Raw genomic sequence first — 17,053 nt, 5'->3', positions numbered from 1 at the left:
GCTCACGGCGAAAAGCGCGCGTCAGGCAAGCGCGCAGATCACTAGCACAGCTGTCAAGGGTGCAATGGCGCCGACCATCCTACGGTCCAGTGCGGGCAGACCAATAGGAGGGCAGCGCAAAGTAGCAGTCTAGCCGGAAGGACGCCAGCTGTCGAGGGGGCCCACCGATGGCGGCCCAGCCCCGCGTTGAGGACCAGAGTGAACCCGCGCGCCCTTTCAGTCAAGAGATCACCGATCGATCACTCTCGTGGCGGAAAACACGATCACCTCGCGTGACCGCCGAGGGGTGCTTTTAACCTGGTCAGGGCCTTTTGATCAGCACATGAGGCAGTTCCTTCACGCCCTCGGCGAACCCCCTCCGATCGGCTCTTGACAAGCCTTCAGAAACCCCCTTGGGGCCACAGAGGAGGGGCCCGGAACACACCTCCGGCCCGCCCGCCGTCACCGCGAGACCGCCCGGGACCACCTCGACACGGGTTATCTCCACCTGAAAGTGGTCATCCTCAGTCCGTCTACCCCTTCCGCGACGCACGCCACACAATTCCCACGGGCCCCATGAGCCCCATTTCGCACGCACCCCGAGCGGAATCACCCCAGAACTCGAGCGCGAATTTCGAAGGACCCGCTTTCGCGATCTTGGAAAGATTGGCCCAGACCATTTAGCGGGACCACCCGAGACCACTCGCGGGATCGGGAAATCTGGAAACGCCCGTTCATGAACAACTACTGTGAGTGGCGGCATGCGGCGTGACCTGGACGGCTGCCACCCGAACGTCGTAACGCTCCGAGGCTCCACATCGACTCCGGGCGACCATCGACACGGCTTGACCACATCGAGACCCCAAGATGCCGCAAACCTTCCCCTATGGGGCTGATGCCGTCGCGCAGAGCTAGTAGTTTCACCAACCGAAGCTCAGCAATTACATCCAACGGGGGGACGCGTCACCTCTGTGGCGATCCCACCTAGTAACACATGGGCTACTCGACAAATACCTCCGCCGGTAACGTGAGACGACCACCGGCTTCCCCGACCGGTGCCCGGCAGGCCACAGGAGAAACGACCGATGACAGACGATGCAAGCCGCGCGAGCGAGCGGTTCCGCGGGCTGCAGCGTTGGACCGGAGGCAAGGACCAGAGCGGCCCTCAACCCCCTCAATCCAGTTGGTTCGCGCCGGAGGACGACGGTGAACCCACCGCGGACGGCCCCGACGCACGACCCGGCGGCCCGCACACCGGCACCAACCCGGGCACCGGGACCAACCCCGGATTCGGGACCAACCCCGGCTTCGGCGGCGGACCCGGCAGCGGCGGACCCGCCACGGGCGGGCACAGCGCGGTCGGCGCCAAACCAGGGGGGACCGAGCGCCGCAGCGCCGAGCAGCGCTACGCCGACGCCGTCGCGGCGATGAACCAGATCGTCACCACGCTCGACTTCAGCAACCTCCAGTGGGTCACCGAGGTCTTCCGCACCACCGCGGGCGTGCTGCGCGAGGACGACCCCGCCCGAGCCGGCGTGCTCAACAACCTCGGCAGCGCCGCCCAGCTGACCTACGTGCGCAGCCGCGAGCTCGCCGACCTCGAAGACGCCATCGGCTACTACCGCGCGGCGACGAACTCAGCGCACTCCGGCGACCGCGACCGCATCCTCTACTACTGCAACCTCGCGCTGGCCCTGACCGACCTCGCGGGCAAGACGGGTCAGGCCCAGTTCGCGGCCGACAGCGCGCAGGTCGCGCGCGAAGCCGTCGAGAAGACGCCCAAGCGCGACCAGCGGCGCCCGATGGTGCTGCTGCGGCTGGCCAACGCGCTCAAGCTGCACGCCCAGCTCGCGGACTCGGCCGAGTCCGACGAGGAGTCCATCTCGGTGTTCCGGGAAGCCGCGCGGATCTCCCCGGCCAGCGACGCCACCACCTCCGAGTTGCTGATCAACCTCGGCGCCGCGCTGATGCGCCGCTACCAGCGCAACGGCGACCAGGACGACCTCGACGAGGCGATCAAGCACCTGTCCGCCGGATCGGGTGCGCTGCCCGACGGCGACGCCCGCCGCGGCGGCCTGTGCCGGTACGCCGAGGCGTTGCGGCTGCGCTTCCAGCGCAACGGCGACCTCACCGACCTCAACTCCGCGATCAACGAGCTGATCGGCGTCCTCGGCGTCCTCGAAGGCGGGAACCCGCAGCTGGGCATGGTCGTCTGGCAGCTGTCCGCCGCCACCGCCGAGCACGTCGACGCCACCGGCGAGGCCGGCCAGCTGCGCCGGGTGCTGCGACCGATCACACCCGCCGTGCGGGCGCTGGCCACCGAGGACACCCACCGCGCGCTCGCGCTGGGCGGCTACGCGATCCTGCTGCGCAGGCACTTCATGCACGGTGGCGAGGCCAAGGCGCTGGACACCGCGGTCACCGCGGGCGAAGCGTCGGTCGAAGCCGCCGCTCCCTCCCAGCGCGCGCGGATGATCACCGCGCTCAACACGAGCCTGCTGGTGCGCTACGAGCACGTCGAGAACCGCGACGACCTGGACCGCGCGGGCGAACTGGCCCGCGAGGCGGCGAAGTCCTCGGACATCCAGACCCAGCACATCGCGTGGGTGCAGCTGGGCGCGGTGCTTGCGCACCGGTTCCAGCGGGCCGGGCGCGCGCAGGACGTCGAGACCGCGATCGAGCTGTTCGACCAGGCGCTCATCGGCATGCCGGACACCACTCCCGGGCGGGCTGCGGTGTCCATCCAGCTCGGCCGGGCGCTGCAGGCGCTGCACCAGCGCACCGGTCGCCGCCGGTACCACCGCTGGGCGCGCAAGGTGCTCACCGAGGCCGCCACCCAGACCAACGCGCCCGCCGAGCAGCGGCTTCGGGCGGCCGCGCTCGCCGGACGCATCAGCGCTCAGGAGCAGCGCTGGTCGGAGGCGCTGGAGTCGTTCACCACCGCCGTCGAGCTGCTGCCGCTGATGACCCGCGGCAAGCGGGTCGTGGCCTCGCCGAGCGCGCAGCAGCGCTGGGCCTCGATCGTGGCCGATGCGGCGGCCAGCGCCATCGAGGCCGGTGAGCCGGACAAGGCCGTGGAGCTCATCGAGCACGGCAGGTCGGCGATCCTGGCGGACTTCCTGCCCAGCGGCGGCGAGCTCGGTTCGCTGCACCGCGAGCACCCGGACCTCGCCGACGAGATCGTGCGGCTGCGGCGGTTGCTGGACCGCCCGGCCGAGGACCCCGACCTGGGCGACGCCGACGACCGGATGCGGCTGGCCGAGGCCTGGGCGGTGCTGATCGACGAGGTCCGCGAGGTCCAGCCGACGCACCTGCGGGTCCAGCCGTTCTCCGAGCTCAGCGGGGTCGGCGGTGACGGGTCGGTGGCGATCGTCAACCTCAGCCGGTACCGCTCGGACGTGCTGGTGATCTTCGGCGGCCGCGTGCTGACCGTGCCGATCCCGCACGCCACCCCGGAGAAGGCGGGCGAGCAGGCCCTCGCGCTGCTGACCGCCGCGCAGCAGGACGATCACGCGTCGATGGCCGAGGTGCTGGACTGGACGTGGGTGCGGCTGGTGCGCCCGGTGCTGGACCGGATGGGATACCTCAACACCCCGGGCGCGGGTGCGCGCTGGCCCCGGGTCTGGTGGAGCGCTTTCGGCGCGTCGGCCTACCTGCCGCTGCACTCCGCGACGGCGCACGCCGGCGCCTCGGCGCTGGACCGCGTCGTCTCGTCGCACACGCCGACGCTCGGCTGCCTGCTGCGCGCCCGCACCCGGCCCGTGCCGGAGGGCGAGGCGCTGGTGGCGGCCGGTTCCGCCGAGCAGGTCTCGCGCGAGCTGCCGCCGCAGAACCAGGTGCTGGCCCAGCACTGGCCGAGCGCGGAGATCATCTCCACCGAGAGCGCCAGCGCCACCGACGTGCTGCGGATGCTGCCGAACTACCCGTGGGTGCACATCTGCGAGCCGAGCTCGCAGTTCCCCGCCCAGCCCGCCGCCGGGATGCTGCTGGACCGCGACGGTCAGCGGCCGCTGGGCCTGGTCGAGCTGGGTCAGGTCGCACTGGACAAGGCGGAGTTCTGCTACCTGGGTCAGGTCGCGACCGCCGCCGACCAGCCGTGCGCGGCTGCGCTGTCGCTGGCCTCGGCGCTGGGGTTCGCCGGGTTCACGCACGTCATCGGCACCCTGTGGGAGGTCGACGTGAACAGCGCGATCGAGGCGCACGCGGACTTCTACTCGGAGGTGTTCGGGCAGAACGGGTACGGCACCGACGGGGCCGCCTACGCGCTGCACAACGCGGCCCGGGAGCTCCGCAACGCGCGTCCGAACGACCACGCGACCTGGAGCGCCCACATCCACGTCGGGCCCTGAGGAAGCGGTGACGAACGACGAGGGCGGTTCTGGTCAGTCCAGAACCGCCCTCGTCGTGTGATGGCCGGGATCAGCGCAGCGTGAGCTGGGTGATCTTCCACTTGTCGCCCTGCTTCTCGGCGCTGACCGAGAGCTGAGCGGGGCCGATGTTGGACTCGCCGGTGTTGGCGCGCATCGCGTGCTGGTCGACGAAGACGAGGACCTCGGCCCGGTCGCCTTCCAGGCGGGTCACCGCGCTGTTCTTCACCGTGGTGGTGACGATCAGCTGCTGCTGCGGCGCCTGCTGCTTGACCAGGGCGAACAGCTCGTCGTACTTCTGCACGGCAGGGCCGACCAGGAGGTCCTTGGCGGCGTTCTCGGTCTTGGCCGTGTCGTTGAAGTCGTAGGAGAAGAGCTTCTCGATGCCGTCGCTGACCTGGCCGTTGACCTCGCTGGTCGCCCCCGCCGAGGTCAACGCCTCGTTCGCGGCGGGTCCGGTGTTGTAGGTCGTGTAGGTCGAGACGCCGAAGAAGATCGCCAGCGCGAACAGCAGCGCCGTCACGCCCCACAGCACCCAGGGCTTGCCGGCGTCGCCGGACTCCGCGACGTCGGACTTCGCGCTCTCGGGCTCGGCGTCCTCGGTCTCGGTCTTCTCCGGCTCGGCGGCGGGCGACTCCTGCGCGGACGACGGCTCGGCGGCCGGAGAGTCGGCGGTCGCAGACTCAGGGGTCTCCGGCTCAGCGGTCGCAGCTTCAGCAGCCTCGGGCTCGGCGGCCTCCGGCTGCTCGGTCACCGCAGTGCCGTTGACCTGGTCCTCTTCCTCAGTCTTCGCCGTCGCCTCGGAGGAGGCGGGCGAAGTGGGGCGCTTGCGCAGGCCGGCCACCTTCGGCCGGCGGGCCGCTGGCTGCCGGTTCGTGCCGGAACGGCGGTTGGTAGGCACTGGCTGTACTCCTCGAATCGCTGTCGGGTCTCGCCGTTCAGCCGACCGGGACGGTGCCCAGTCCGCTGATCTTCCAGACGTCGCCCTCACGCGTGAGTTCTGCCTGGTAGCGATCCTGCTTGTTGGCCGGGGCCTGGCCCTCCACGGTGACCGTGATCTGCACGACCGCGATCATCCGGGCCTTGCCCGCGTTCTCGTCGAGCTCGACGATGCCCGCGTCCAGCACGCGAGCGGTGGTGCTGCTCTTGGCCTGCTGGATCCGGGTGGCGTAGTCCTTGCGCCCCTTGCGGACCTCGTCCCGCAGCGCACCGGTGGAGTTGTCCTCCCACCGCTGCAGACCGCGGTCGATGTCCTTGTGGTCCAGGGTGTTGAAGTTGACGATCGCTTCTTGACCCTGCTGCAGCGCCTCGTCACGCGTCCCGGCGTAGGCCACCGAGGAGTTGTTGATGGCCAGCACCCACAGCACCCCGAGGACCAGGGCGCACACCAGGCTCACCACGAACAGCACCAGCGACAGCTTGGGCCGCCGGCGAGCGGTGTCGGCTTGAACGGTCACGTGTTGCCTCTCTTACTGCCCGGGTGCGTTCTGCGCGCCGCGCACTGAGGTCGGACTGCCCGGAGGCTCCGCGCAGTGCGCGTCCTTGTTGAGCGGTGCCGGCGACATGTCGGTACCGGTCCGCTCCGGTGTTCCCTCGTACCCCTTGGTACACGGCATCGGATCGAACAGGTTGAGGACCAGTCCGAAGTGAGCGGTGCCATCCCCGGGGACGACGGTGTTGGAGACCGCGACCTGAGCCGGGTAGCTGATGAACAGCTGCTCCATGCCGTCGGTGTGCGCCGACAGCAGCCTCGAGGTCGTGGTCAGGTTCGCCAGCAGCGGCCCGAGCCGGGGGTTGTCCTTGATCAGGCCGGACAGCTGCACCGCGGCGGGCGGCGCCTTCTGGATGACGCCGCGCAGGTCGCCGTCGGAGCGTTCCAGCGACTGCGACAGCAGGTTCAGGTCCTTGCTGAAGGACTTGATCGCCGAGCCCTGGTCGTTCTGCGTCGCCAGGACGGTCTTGCCGTCCTCCAGCAGCTGCACCGTCTGCGGCAGGTGGTTCTGCGCCTGCGTGGTGAACTCCCGCGAGGTGTCCAGGATCGTCTGCAGGTGACCGCCGTTGTCGCGGAACGCGGTTCCCAGCTCGCTGACGACGGTGCGCAGCGAGTCCTGCGGCACCGAGTTGGCGAACGAGTCCAGGTTCATCATCAGGTCCTGCACCGGGAGCGGCGTCGTGGTGCGGGATTCGGCGATGACCGAACCCTCCTCGAGGTACGGGCCACCGTTCTTCTTGGGACGCAGGTCCACGTACTGCTCACCGACCGCGGACCGGTTGGTGACCACGGCCTCCACGTCGGACGGGATCGCCGGGGCGTTCTCCTCGATGTCCAGCGGGACCTGGACGCCGTCGTCGGTGAGCTTGAGCTCGCCGACCCGGCCGATCGGCACGCCCCGGTAGGTGACCTCCGCGTTCTTGAAGACACCACCGGTGCTGGCCAGGTTGAGCGCGACCTCGTAGCCGCGGTTGCCGAACAGCCGGTCCAGGCCCGCGTACTTGAAACCTGCGTAGCTGCAACCGATCAGCGCGATCAGCACGAAGCCGATGATCTGGAATCGGGCTCGACGGGTGAGCATCAGTTGCCACCTCCGAACAGCCTGCCCAGCAGTCCGCCACCGGATTCCTCTTCCGGCTTCGGCTGGGGCGGTGCGGGTTGCTGGGGCTGCTGCGTCTGTCCGTTCAGCGGCAGCGGGAGTCCGTCGGGCGCCGGCAGCAGCGGCTGGCGGGAGCGCCCGAGGTTCTCCACGATCGTGCTCAGGTTCAGGTCGACCTTGAGGTACAGGTTGTTGTAGTCGCTGCCCCCGATGCCGTCCACCGCGTTGTCCGGGAACGGGAAGGTGACCAGGGTTTCCAGCGACTTCGGCAGCGAGTCACCGGCTGCGGCGAGCTGGTGCAGCGTCGGTGCGAGCTGGTTGAGGTCGTGCACCAGGTCGTCGTGCGACTTGTCGACGACGTTGGTGGCCACGCCCGAGAGCCGGTCCAGCGACTGCAGCATGGTCACCAGCTGCCCGCGCTGCTCGTTGAGCACCTGCAGCCCGGGGCCGAGGTCGCGCAGCGCGGTGTCGATGCTGCCGCGCTGCTCGTTGAGCTTGGCCGAGAGCCGGTTGATGCTGTCGAGCGCGCGCACGATGTCGTTGCGCTGCGCGTCGAGCCCGGAGACGAGCTCGTCGAGGTTGTTCAGCAGGCCGCGGATGTCGGACTCGCGGCCGCTCATCGCCTTGTTGAGCTCCTTGGTGATGTCCTGCAGCTGCGCGACACCACCACCGTTGAGCAGCAGCGACAGCGCGCCGAGGACCTCTTCCACCTCGGGGTTGCGGTTGGAGCGGTTGAGCCCGATGGTCGCGCCGTCGGTCAGCCGCCCGGAGGCCGCCTGCGGCGGAGCGGCCAGCTCGACGTACTTCTCACCGAGCAGGCTGGACTGGCGCAGCCGGGCGATGGCGTTGGCCGGCAGCTTCACGTCGCCGTTGACGGTGACGGTCACCTCGGCCTCCCACGTCCCCGGTGCGAGGGCGATGTTGGAGACCCGGCCGACCGCGACGTCGTTGACCCGGACGCCCGCGTTGGGCACCAGGTCCAGCACGTCGGCGAAGCGGACCTTCACGTCGTAGGGGCGGCTGCCGACGTCGGCGCCGCCCGGCAGCGGCATGTCGTAGACGCCGCGGGAGGAACAACCCGACAGCGCCAGCAGGCCGACCGTCGCGACCGCGCCGACCTTGACGGCCGAGGAGCGGGTGAAGACGGATCGCACCAGACGAGTCAAACCGGACCGCATCACCGGCCACCTCCAGCGGGCTGAAGTCCGTTGGTCAGCGGCAGCGGCAACGGCGGCAGCTTGCCGTTCTGCACCGAGTTGACCGTTTCGGCCAGCGTCGGCAGCTTCTCGCCGCCGGCCAGCACCGGGCGCAGGGCGTCGCAGGCGCTGCTGACCTCGAGCGGAACCTGCTGCGGCGTGGACTGGTCGAGCAGCTTGCACACCGCCACCAGCGGCGGCTGGTTGAGCTCGTTGAACATCGCGCGCTGGTCCAGCGTTCCGGAAGCGCCGTTGTAGGAGTTGTTCAAGTTGCTCATCGCCAGCGGCGCGGTGGTCAGCGACTCGTTGAGCGCTGCCTTCTGCTTGACCAGCACGGCGGCCACGTCGTGGAGCTGGCTGACGTTGGACTGCACTTGGGAGCGGTTGTCCCGCACGAAGGACTCCACCTTGCCCAGCGCGACGGAGAGCTCGGCCAGGGCCGCGCTCATGTCGTTGCGCTCTCCGGCGAGGTTGCTGCTGACCTCTTGCATCTGCGTGTTGAACCGGCGCATCTGGCCGTCGTTCTCGGCCAGCATCCCGGTGAAGCGCTGCAGGTTGTCGACCGTCTTGAACAGCTCTTCGCTGTTGCCCGACAGCGTCGTCCCGGCCTCGCCGAGGTTGCGCAGCGTTTCCGACAGTGCCTTGCCGTTGCCCTCCAGGTTGGCGGCACCGGTGTTGAGCAGGTCGGTCAGCGCGCCGTTCTTGTTGGCCCCGTCGGGCCCCAGCGCCTTGGTCAGGTCGTTGAGGCTGCGGTAGATGTTGTCCAGCTCGACGGGCGTCGCGGTGCGCTCGGCGGGGATCACCGCGTCGTCGCCCAGCTTCGGGCCTCCCTTGTAGACCGGGGCGAACTGCACGTACCGGTCGGAGACGATGCTGGGAGAGACCGCGACCAGGCTCGCGTTGGCCGGGATCGCGGTGTCGCGGTCCACGCTCAGCGTGACCTTGACCTGCTTGCCCTGCGGCGTCACCTCGTCGATGGTGCCGATCGGGACGCCGAGGACGCGCACGTCACCGCCCGGGTACAGGCCGACCGCGGCGTCGAAGTAGGCGGTGACCTTGCGCTCCGCCGCGCCGTAGAACAGCCACCAGCCGCCGACCGCGCCGAGCAGCACGACGACGATCCCGATGGTGAGGACCTTGGCCAGGTTCGAGCTCTTCGAGGGTGCGTTCGTCATTGCTTGCAACCCTCCTGGTTGATCGGCCCCACGGCGGGCGGCAGCATGCCGCAGATGTAGGTGTCGAACCAGCGCCCGTTGCCGAGGACGTTGGAGAACAACCTGGTGAACGGCGCGAACGTGTTCAGGCTCCGGTCCAGGTTCTGCTGGTTGCGCTGCAGCATCTTGGTCACCTTGTCCAGCTGTTGCAGCGTCGGCCCGAGCTGCGCCTGGTTGTCGTCGACCAGCCCGGTCAGCTGCTGCGACAGCTCCTGGGTCCCGGTCAGCAGCGACGAGATCGAGTCGCGGCGGGCCCGCAGCTCCTGCAGCAGCAGGTTGCCGTCGGAGAGCAGCTTCTCGAAGTCCTCGTTGCGGTCGGCGAGCTGCTGGGAGACCTGCGTGGTGTTGTTCAGCAGGTGCTCGATCTGCTCGTCGCGCGAGGAGATGGTCTTGGAGAGCTGCGAGAGCCCGTTGAGGGCCCCGCTGACCTCGCCCGGGGTGTCCTTGAACGTGCTCGACAGCGTCTCGAAGCTCTTCGCCAGCTGCCCCGTGTCGATCTGGTCGACGTTCTTGGACAGGTCGCTGAACGCCTCGATGACGTCGTAGGGCGACATGGTCCGGTTCAGCGGGATCGGCTGGTCGTTGTCGAGCTCCTTGGACCCCTGCGGGTCCAGCGCCAGGTACTTCTGGCCGAGCAGGGTCTTGACCTTGATCGCCGCGGTGGTGCGGTCACCGAGCTCGGTGCCGGAGACCCGGAAGCTGACCAGCACGTGGTCGCCTTCGAGCTCGACGTCGGAGACGGTGCCGACCTTGACCCCGGCGACCCGGACCTCGTTGTCCTCGCGCAGTCCCGCGGCCTCGGTGAACTGCGCCGTGTAGGTGGTGCCGCTGATCAGCGGCAGCCGCTCGTAGTTGGCCACCAGCAGGAACGCGAGCACCAGCACCAGGATGCCGGCGACACCGATCTTGAGGGGGTCGCGCTGGGAGAAGGAAGTCATGGCTGGCACCTCGGCTGGGTCACCGGCATCAGCGGCAGCGGCAGGTTGATGTCGCCGACGCCGACGTTGCCGGAGGTCTTGCACAGGAAGAAGTTGAACCACGACCCGTGCGAGGCGGTCCGGCTCAAGCTCTCCAGCTTGTTCGGCATGTTGCGCAGCACCCGGTCCACCAGCTGCTCGTGCTCGTTGAGGTTCTTCGACACCTCGCCGAGGCCGGCGATGTCCTGCTGCAACCCGGGCCTGGCGTCCTGCAGGAGCCCGGCGGTGGTGTTGGTCAGCCCGTCCATCGCGGTGATCGCGCTGCCGATGGAGTCGCGGTCCTCGGCGAGTCCGGACACCACCTGCCGCAGCTGGCCGACCAGCTCGGAGAGCCGCTGGTCACGCGTGTTCACGGTGTCCAGCACGCCGTTGAGGTTGTTGATGACCTCGCCGATCACCTGGTCGCGCGAGGCGATGGTGGTCGTCAGCGAAGCCGTGTGCGACAGCAGGCTCTCCACCGTGCCGCCCTCGCCCTGCAGCACCTGGATGATCTGGTACGACAGCTTGTTGACGTCCTCCGGCGACAGCGCCTGGAACAGCGGCTTGAAGCCGCCCAGCAGCACGGTCAGGTCCAGCGCCGGCTTGGTGCGCTCCAGCGGGATCGTGCCGCCCACCGGCAGGTATCCACCTTGGACGGTGCGACCGGAGGCGCCGCCCGAGCCGGAGGTGGGCGTGGCGCCCTGCTCCAGCGCGATGTAGCGCTGCCCCACCAGGTTCCGGTACTTGATCGTCGCGGTCACCGAGGACGGCAGCCGCCGGTCGGCGACGTTGAACTTGACCTCGGCGACCTTGTTGTCGACGAGCTCGATGTTCTCGACCTCACCGACCTTCACACCGGAGATGCGCACCTCGTCGCCCTCGTTGAGGGCGGTGACGTCGGTGAACCGCGCGGTGTAGGAGCTCGCCGAGCGCAGGTCCTGGTTGGCGATCGTCATGATCAGCAGGCCGGTCGCCAACGAGGTGATCACCACGAAGACCAGGAACTTGACCAGTGGTCCGCGAATGCTGATCCCGTTCATCGGTAGCTCACCTCCGCACCTCGCAGGACCGGCCCGACCAGCAGGCTGCCCCAGCCGGGAACCTCCGAGGAGGGACGGCCCAGAGCAGGAGCCAGCACGGTGGCGACCATGTCGCGCTCAGCCGGCGAGTTGACCCACTGGGCCGCGGTGCCCGCCGGCGCCGACTGGGGAGTGCTGCCCGCCGGCGGGTTCAGGCCGCCGTTGGCCGGGCGCGATGCGGGCGGGGGAACCGAACCGTCCTTGAACGGGCCGTCCGGCGGGTACTCCGGCATCGGGTCCAGGTGCTCCATGAAGTTGTAGCAACGCGGTCCGCGCTTGTCGGCGAACTCCGGTTCGTCCTGGTTCGGGCGGTACTTGCCGCGGTGCGGGGCGACTTCCAGCGTCACGTGCAGGCCGGGTTCGTTGGTGCCCTCGCCGAACGCCTTGCGGATGCGCGGGACGTACTCCTCCATCTCGCCGAGGAAGCACGGGTAGGACGGCGAGTACTTCGCCAGCACGTCGAGCGTCGGGCGCTGGGCGTCCGCGAGCTGGATGATGTTCTGGCCGTTGGCGTCGAGGAACGTCGTCAGGTCACCGGAGGTGGTGGTGAGCTGCCCGGTCATCTTCTGCAGGTTCTGCTTCTGGTCCACCAGGGTTCGCGCCGTGGTGGAGAAGTTGTCCAGCGCGGAGATGATGTCCGGCGCGGCCTGCTCGTAGGTCTGGGCGACGCCCACCAGCTCCCGCAGGTTGTCCCGCAGGTCCGGAACCGACGGGTTGAGCCCGTCCAGGTAGGTGTTGAGCTGGGACAGCGTTTCGCCGACCTGCTCACCGCGGCCCGACAGCGCCTGGTCCAGCGCGTTGAGCGTGGCCGACAGGTCGTCGGGGTTGACCGCCTGCAGCACCGGCATGGTGTCCGCCAGCACGGTTTCCAGCTCCAGGCCCGCGCGGGTGCGGTCCTGCTCGATCACGCCGCCGGAGGCCAACGTCTTCGACGAGGGCTTGTCCGGCAGGTCCAGCGACACGTAGCGCTCGCCGAACAGGGTGCGCGGCAGCAGCTGCGCGGAGACGTTGGCCGGGATCTTCTCGGCCATGTCCGGTTGCAGCGCCAGGTGCAGCTCGGCGCCCTTGCCGTCGGACTTGACCTCGACGACCCGGCCCACGATCATGCCGCGCACCTTGACGTCGGAGTCCGGCAGCAGCTGGTTGCCCGTCGAGGCCGCCTTGAGGATGACGTCCGAGGACGCCGTGAACGCCTTGTTGTAGAACGCCAGGCACAGCACGACGAACATGACCATGCTCATCAGCAGCGCCAGACCCATGATCCTGCGCTTGACCTTGGTGACCGCTCCGCCCGCGCTCATCCGGTGATCCGAACGGTCGTCGTGGTGCCCCAGATCGCGAGGCTGAGGAAGAAGTCCAGCAGGGCGGTGGTCACGATCGCGGTCCGCACCGCGCGTCCCACCGCGACGCCGACCCCGGCGGGGCCGCCGCTGGCGCGGTATCCGTAGTAGCAGTGCGTCATGATCACCACCACGCTGAAGATCAGGACCTTCCCGAAGGACCACAGCACGTCCTCGGGAGGCAGGAACAGGTTGAAGTAGTGGTCGTAGGTGCCCGCCGACTGGCCGTAGAGGTAGACCGTGACGCCCCGGGCCGCGACGTAGGACGTCAGCAGGCCCAGCACGTACAGCGGGATGACGGCGACGAAGCCGGCCATCACGCGGGTGGTCACCAGGTAGGGCAGGCTCGGCACGCCCATGACCTCGAGCGCGTCGATCTCGTCGGAGATCCGCATCGCGCCGAGTTGGGCGGTGAACCCGGAACCGACCGTCGCCGACAGGGCCAGGCCGGCCACCAGCGGCGCGATCTCGCGCGTGTTGAAGTAGGCCGAGATGAAGCCGGCGAAAGCGGAGGTGCCCAGCTGGTCGAGGGCCGCGAAGCCCTGCAGGCCGACGACCGTTCCGGTGAACAGCGTCAGACCGATCATCACGCCGACCGTGCCGCCGATGACCGCCAGAGCGCCGCTGCCGAAGCTGACCTCGGCCAGCAGGCGCAGCGTTTCCTTGGCGTAGCGCGGGATCGCCCGCGGGATCCATGCCAGCGATCGGATGTAGAACGACATCTGGTCGCCCAGGTCGTCCAGCATCTCCACCGGCCGTCGGGCCGCGCGCTTGGCGCGCTGCGAGATCGTCACCATGTTCCCATTCCCCTGGCGGCCATCACATTCCCTTCGGCGGGACCAGCTGCATGTACAGCGTCGTGAGGATGAAGTTCACCGCGAACAGCAGCAGGAAGGTGATCACCACCGACTGGTTCACGGCGTCCCCGACGCCCTTCGGGCCTGGTGGCGGGTTCAAACCCCGGAAGGCGGCCACCACGCCTGCCAAGAAGCCGAAGATCAGGGCCTTGAGCTCGCTGATCCACAGGTCCGGCAGCTGCGCCAGCGCGTTGAAGCTGGCCATGTACGCGCCCGGCGTACCGTCCTGCATGATCACGTTGAAGGTGTAGCCGCCGACCACGCCGACGACGCTGACCATGCCGTTGAGCAGCACGGCGACCAGCATCGCGGCCAGTACCCGGGGCACCACGAGGCGCTGGATCGGCGAGACGCCCAGCACCTCCATCGCGTCGATCTCGTCGCGGATCTTGCGCGATCCCAGGTCGGCGCAGATCGCCGAACCGCCGGCACCGGCGATCAGCAGCGCCGTCACGATCGGGCTGGCCTGCTGGATGATCGCCAGCACGCTGGCGGCACCGGTGAACGACTGCGCACCGATCTGCCTGGTCAGCGAACCCAGCTGGAGCGCGATGACCGCGCCGAAGGGAATCGAGACCAGCGCCGTCGGCAGGATCGTGACGCTGGCGATGAACCAGCACTGCTGGATGAACTCGCGGATCTGGAACGGTCGCGAGGGCATTGCCCGCACGATGTCCATCCCCAGCGCGAACAGCCGCCCCGTCTGGCGCAGCCCACCGGCACCGGGGAACTGCGCCCGGGACGCGCTCACTGCTCACCTCGCTTGCGGCCGAACCAACGACGACGAGAACCCGCCGTCTCCTCCTCGGCCTGCAGTCCACCGGGCCAGGCCGGCTCCTCCTCCGGCCGGCGCGGGTGCGGCGAGGGCCGCATCTGCTGCTGGGGCTGGGAAGGAGCGGGCTGCTGCGGCTGCGCGGGGGCGGCCTGAGCGGGTTGCTGCGGCGGGAACTGCTGCGGCGGCGCCTGCGGAGCGGGAGCCTGCGAGGCGGCCTGCTGCTGCGGCCAGGAACCGGTCGCCGGCGAGGAGAACCCGTACAGGGCCAGCTCGTCCGGCGTCAGGCTCTTGAGGATCTCCTCCTGCGCGGAGGGGTTCAGCGAGCGCAGCTGGCGCAGCACGCGGTCCTTGCGGCGGTGCACCGCGGTGCGGTCCGGCAGTCCGGGGCTGACCTCCAGCTGCGGCATCATCGGCGGCACCTGGGGCCGGCCGTGCTTGGCCAGCTCCGCCTCCACCAGCGCGGTGTCCTTCTCCTCGCTCATGCCGATAGGACCGTCGGGGCGGCCGTTGAGGAACTGCACCACCACGGGCTCGTCGGAGGTCAGCAGCACCTCGCGCGGGCCGAACATCACCAGGTTGCGGCGGTAGAGCATGCCGATGTTGTCCGGCACGGTCCGCGCGGTGTTGATGTCGTGGGTGACGATCAGGAACGTCGCGTCGATCTGCGCGTTGAGGTCGACGATCAGCTGGTTCTGCACCGCGGTCCGGACGGGGTCCAGACCGGAGTCGGGCTCGTCGAACAGGAGGATCTCCGGGTCGAGCACGAGGGCGCGGGCCAGGCCGGCGCGCTTCTTCATGCCGCCCGAGATCTCACCGGGGAGCTTGTCCTCCGCGCCGATGAGACCGACCATCTCCATCTTCTCGAGCACGACGTTGCGGATCTCGGACTCGCTCTTGCGCGTGTGCTCGCGGAGCGGGAACGCGATGTTGTCGTAGAGGTTCATCGAACCGAACAGCGCGCCGTCCTGGAACAGCACGCCGAAAAGCTTCCGGACCTCGTAGAGATCCTTTTCCGAGCAAGTGCAGATGTCCGTCCCGTTGATGACGACCTTGCCCTCGTCCGGCTTGAGCAGACCCACCAGCGACTTCAGGAACACCGACTTACCGGTGCCGGAAGGCCCGAGCAGCACGCTGATCTCGCCCTGGGGCAGATTCAGCGAGACGTCCCGCCAGATGGTCTGCGGGCCGAAGGACTTCGAGAGCCCGTCGACAACCACCTCGACGCCCATCGGAACCTCCGCGTCCTCGATTACACCGATTTCGGGGAGGCAATCCATCCCCGAAGAAGCACCCTTGCACACGTGACGCGCCTAACGAAGGTAGTTGGCGTCACACCTATGCAACGAGCTCGACGCAGCAGGGTTACTCATGAGTTCACTACAAATCAAGGAGCCATCTCGGATTCGTCCGAAAAAAGGCCCTTGTTTCCGCGCAAAGGAAAAGAGAACGGGCACCCGCAACAGCGAGTGCCCGTTCTCTTACCGTGAGTCAGAGACCCAGCAAGGGCTCTAGAACCTGTTTGGGAACCCGGCCGCATGCGGCGGAGCCGCGAGCCGTGGGGCCACCTGAACAGCCCGCACCGACGAGCCGGGGACCCAAGACAGGCGAAGAGTCACTTGACGGAGACGGAGGCGCCGGCTTCTTCCAGCTTGCCCTTGGCCTCTTCGGCCTTCTCCTTGTCGACCTTCTCCAGGATGGCCTTCGGGGTGCCCTCGACGAGCTCCTTGGCCTCCTTCAGGCCCAGGCCGGAGACGATCTCGCGGACGACCTTAATGACCTGGATCTTCTTGTCGCCGGCGCCCTCGAGGACGACGTCGAACTCGTCCTGCTCCTCAGCGGCGGCGGCTTCGCCACCGGCGGCCGGGGCAACGGCGACCGCGGCCGGGGCGGCGGCGGTGACGTCGAAGGTCTCCTCGAACTGCTTCACGAACTCCGACAGCTCCAGGAGGGTCATCTCCTTGAAGACGTCCAGCAGCTCGTCGTTGCTCAGCTTCGCCATGTCGGCGTTCCTTTCTGCTCAAAGCCCGGATGCCGTCGGCATCCCGGTGGGGGGTTGTCGCGCGAAAGACGGTCCGCGGGCCCGCATCGGCGGCGCGCTCTCACGCACCGTCCACTGCGGACTGCGGAGAGTCTTACTCGCCCTTCTTCTCCTGAAGGGCGGCGGCCATGCGAGCGACCTGCGAAGCAGGTGCGACGAACAGCGCTGCGGTCTGGCTCATCTTGGCCTTCATGGCACCGGCCAGCTTGCCCAGCGTGACTTCGCGCGAGTCGAGGTCGGCGATGCTGTCGACCTCGGACACGGACAGCGCGCGGCCGTCCATGTACCCGCCCTTGACCACCAGGTTCTGGTTGCCCTTGGCGAATTCCTTGATCGCCTTGGCTGCGTCGACCGGCTCGCCCTCGACGAAGGCGATCGCGGTCGGGCCGACGAACAGGTCGTCGAGACCCTCGACGCCCGACTGCTCGGCGGCACGCTTGACCAGCGTGTTCTTCGCGACACGGTAGCTCACGTTCGAACCGAGCGCGCGGCGCAGCTCAGACAGCTGAGCCATCGAGAGCCCGCGGTACTCGGTCACAACGGCAGCGGTGGAGTTGTTGAACTTCTCCGAGATCTCGCTGACCGCATCGACCTTGTCGGACTTCGCCATGTCGCCTCCTCTCTGTTTCCGACTGTGGCTGACCCATCCAGTCGGTCCTGA

At 68.6% G+C, this 17,053-nt stretch carries 14 protein-coding genes; 1 reads left to right on the top strand and 13 read right to left on the bottom strand.

Annotated elements, in window-relative coordinates:
- The first annotated feature begins 1,064 nt into the window (after positions 1–1,064).
- Positions 1,065–4,328, top strand: coding sequence for a CHAT domain-containing protein (locus tag KBO27_RS02740; protein ID WP_210968376.1), 3,264 nt, complete (start codon positions 1,065–1,067; stop codon positions 4,326–4,328).
- Between the two features lie 70 nt (positions 4,329–4,398).
- On the opposite strand, the gene KBO27_RS02735 is transcribed toward KBO27_RS02740, so the two are convergent.
- From KBO27_RS02735 to rplJ, 13 genes are all read right to left on the bottom strand, one after another.
- Positions 4,399–5,247: a hypothetical protein gene (locus tag KBO27_RS02735; RefSeq protein ID WP_210968375.1), complete on the bottom strand. Its 849-nt coding sequence runs from the start codon at positions 5,245–5,247 to the stop codon at positions 4,399–4,401.
- 37 nt (positions 5,248–5,284) lie between these two features.
- Positions 5,285–5,803: an Rv1363c family protein gene (locus KBO27_RS02730; RefSeq protein WP_307870208.1), complete on the bottom strand. Its 519-nt coding sequence runs from the start codon at positions 5,801–5,803 to the stop codon at positions 5,285–5,287.
- A 12-nt stretch (positions 5,804–5,815) separates the two neighbouring features.
- Positions 5,816–6,919 (bottom strand): MlaD family protein, encoded by a 1,104-nt coding sequence (locus tag KBO27_RS02725; RefSeq protein ID WP_210968374.1) that lies wholly within the window; start codon positions 6,917–6,919, stop codon positions 5,816–5,818.
- The gene (locus tag KBO27_RS02720) at positions 6,919–8,091 is read right to left on the bottom strand and encodes an MCE family protein (protein ID WP_307870207.1); all 1,173 of its coding nucleotides are present in this window, start codon (positions 8,089–8,091) and stop codon (positions 6,919–6,921) included. The genes KBO27_RS02725 and KBO27_RS02720 overlap by 1 nt, the downstream gene beginning before the upstream one ends.
- A 23-nt stretch (positions 8,092–8,114) precedes the next feature.
- The gene (locus KBO27_RS02715; RefSeq protein WP_210968372.1) at positions 8,115–9,308 is read right to left on the bottom strand and encodes an MCE family protein; all 1,194 of its coding nucleotides are present in this window, start codon (positions 9,306–9,308) and stop codon (positions 8,115–8,117) included.
- On the bottom strand, positions 9,305–10,285 hold the full coding sequence (locus KBO27_RS02710; protein WP_210968371.1) for an MCE family protein: 981 nt from the start codon (positions 10,283–10,285) through the stop codon (positions 9,305–9,307). Before KBO27_RS02710 ends, KBO27_RS02715 begins: the two co-directional genes overlap by 4 nt.
- On the bottom strand, positions 10,282–11,343 hold the full coding sequence (locus KBO27_RS02705; RefSeq protein ID WP_210968370.1) for an MCE family protein: 1,062 nt from the start codon (positions 11,341–11,343) through the stop codon (positions 10,282–10,284). The genes KBO27_RS02710 and KBO27_RS02705 overlap by 4 nt, the downstream gene beginning before the upstream one ends.
- Positions 11,340–12,683, bottom strand: coding sequence for an MCE family protein (locus tag KBO27_RS02700; RefSeq protein ID WP_210968369.1), 1,344 nt, complete (start codon positions 12,681–12,683; stop codon positions 11,340–11,342). Before KBO27_RS02700 ends, KBO27_RS02705 begins: the two co-directional genes overlap by 4 nt.
- Positions 12,680–13,519: an MlaE family ABC transporter permease gene (locus tag KBO27_RS02695; RefSeq protein ID WP_132673917.1), complete on the bottom strand. Its 840-nt coding sequence runs from the start codon at positions 13,517–13,519 to the stop codon at positions 12,680–12,682. Before KBO27_RS02695 ends, KBO27_RS02700 begins: the two co-directional genes overlap by 4 nt.
- Positions 13,520–13,541: 22 nt before the next feature.
- Positions 13,542–14,330: an MlaE family ABC transporter permease gene (locus tag KBO27_RS02690; RefSeq protein WP_132673916.1), complete on the bottom strand. Its 789-nt coding sequence runs from the start codon at positions 14,328–14,330 to the stop codon at positions 13,542–13,544.
- A complete protein-coding gene (locus KBO27_RS02685; protein WP_210968368.1) occupies positions 14,327–15,583 on the bottom strand; it encodes an ABC transporter ATP-binding protein in 1,257 nt (418 codons plus the stop codon). The genes KBO27_RS02690 and KBO27_RS02685 overlap by 4 nt, the downstream gene beginning before the upstream one ends.
- 383 nt (positions 15,584–15,966) lie before the next feature.
- Positions 15,967–16,353 (bottom strand): 50S ribosomal protein L7/L12, encoded by a 387-nt coding sequence (gene rplL / locus KBO27_RS02680; protein ID WP_132673914.1) that lies wholly within the window; start codon positions 16,351–16,353, stop codon positions 15,967–15,969.
- 133 nt (positions 16,354–16,486) lie between these two features.
- Positions 16,487–17,002: a 50S ribosomal protein L10 gene (rplJ, locus tag KBO27_RS02675; RefSeq protein ID WP_210968367.1), complete on the bottom strand. Its 516-nt coding sequence runs from the start codon at positions 17,000–17,002 to the stop codon at positions 16,487–16,489.
- Between the last annotated feature and the right edge of the window lie 51 nt (positions 17,003–17,053).

Origin of the sequence: Saccharopolyspora endophytica (assembly GCF_018070075.1) — a bacterium.
Taxonomy (GTDB): Bacteria; Actinomycetota; Actinomycetes; order Mycobacteriales; family Pseudonocardiaceae; genus Saccharopolyspora; species Saccharopolyspora endophytica.
This window is presented reverse-complemented; position numbering and strand designations above follow the sequence as displayed.

Bases quoted from the DNA above. Each gene is read 5' to 3' on its own strand.
- KBO27_RS02740 (WP_210968376.1), top strand. From the start codon at position 1,065: ATGACAGACGATGCAAGCCGCGCGAGCGAGCGGTTCCGCGGGCTGCAG.
- KBO27_RS02725 (WP_210968374.1), bottom strand. From the start codon at position 6,919: ATGCTCACCCGTCGAGCCCGATTCCAGATCATCGGCTTCGTGCTGATC.
- KBO27_RS02710 (WP_210968371.1), bottom strand. From the start codon at position 10,285: ATGACTTCCTTCTCCCAGCGCGACCCCCTCAAGATCGGTGTCGCCGGC.
- KBO27_RS02695 (WP_132673917.1), bottom strand. From the start codon at position 13,519: ATGGTGACGATCTCGCAGCGCGCCAAGCGCGCGGCCCGACGGCCGGTG.
- KBO27_RS02705 (WP_210968370.1), bottom strand. From the start codon at position 11,343: ATGAACGGGATCAGCATTCGCGGACCACTGGTCAAGTTCCTGGTCTTC.
- KBO27_RS02685 (WP_210968368.1), bottom strand. From the start codon at position 15,583: ATGGGCGTCGAGGTGGTTGTCGACGGGCTCTCGAAGTCCTTCGGCCCG.
- rplJ (WP_210968367.1), bottom strand. From the start codon at position 17,002: ATGGCGAAGTCCGACAAGGTCGATGCGGTCAGCGAGATCTCGGAGAAG.
- rplL (WP_132673914.1), bottom strand. From the start codon at position 16,353: ATGGCGAAGCTGAGCAACGACGAGCTGCTGGACGTCTTCAAGGAGATG.
- KBO27_RS02715 (WP_210968372.1), bottom strand. From the start codon at position 9,308: ATGACGAACGCACCCTCGAAGAGCTCGAACCTGGCCAAGGTCCTCACC.
- KBO27_RS02700 (WP_210968369.1), bottom strand. From the start codon at position 12,683: ATGAGCGCGGGCGGAGCGGTCACCAAGGTCAAGCGCAGGATCATGGGT.